We start from the raw sequence: 263 nt of genomic DNA, 5'->3' as shown, positions 1-263 counted from the left end.
GTAGTCTTAGCGGCGCCGTACAGACTCTTTACGCCGTTGCAGCACCCCCCTATCGGACCTTTTCCGGTCACGTAGGGCAGGCATGAGTTGAGGGATGAAACCACCTGACCGCATCCTATCGCCGCCTCACACGGCGGAGCAACCGCTGCGATGATTGCGGCGGCGATGAGCACCGAGCACATCAACTTCATGACACCAGCCATTTAGGAGTAGAATGCGTTGGAATGGAATATATTGTGAAAGTGATGCTTAATTGATTGGAA

1 protein-coding gene is annotated in these 263 nt (G+C 53.6%); it reads right to left on the bottom strand.

All coding sequences use genetic code 11. From position 1 onward, the window contains the following. On the bottom strand, positions 1-203 hold a 203-nt coding region (locus ACODJP_RS14185), incomplete at its 3' end, for a hypothetical protein (RefSeq protein WP_422482605.1). Positions 204-263: the final 60 nt, after the last annotated feature.

This window comes from Pleomorphochaeta sp. DL1XJH-081 (assembly GCF_049310885.1).
Lineage (GTDB): Bacteria > Spirochaetota > Spirochaetia > Sphaerochaetales > Sphaerochaetaceae > CAYZJV01.
Note: the sequence above shows the minus strand (reverse complement) of the source record. Positions and strands in the feature narration are given on the sequence as shown.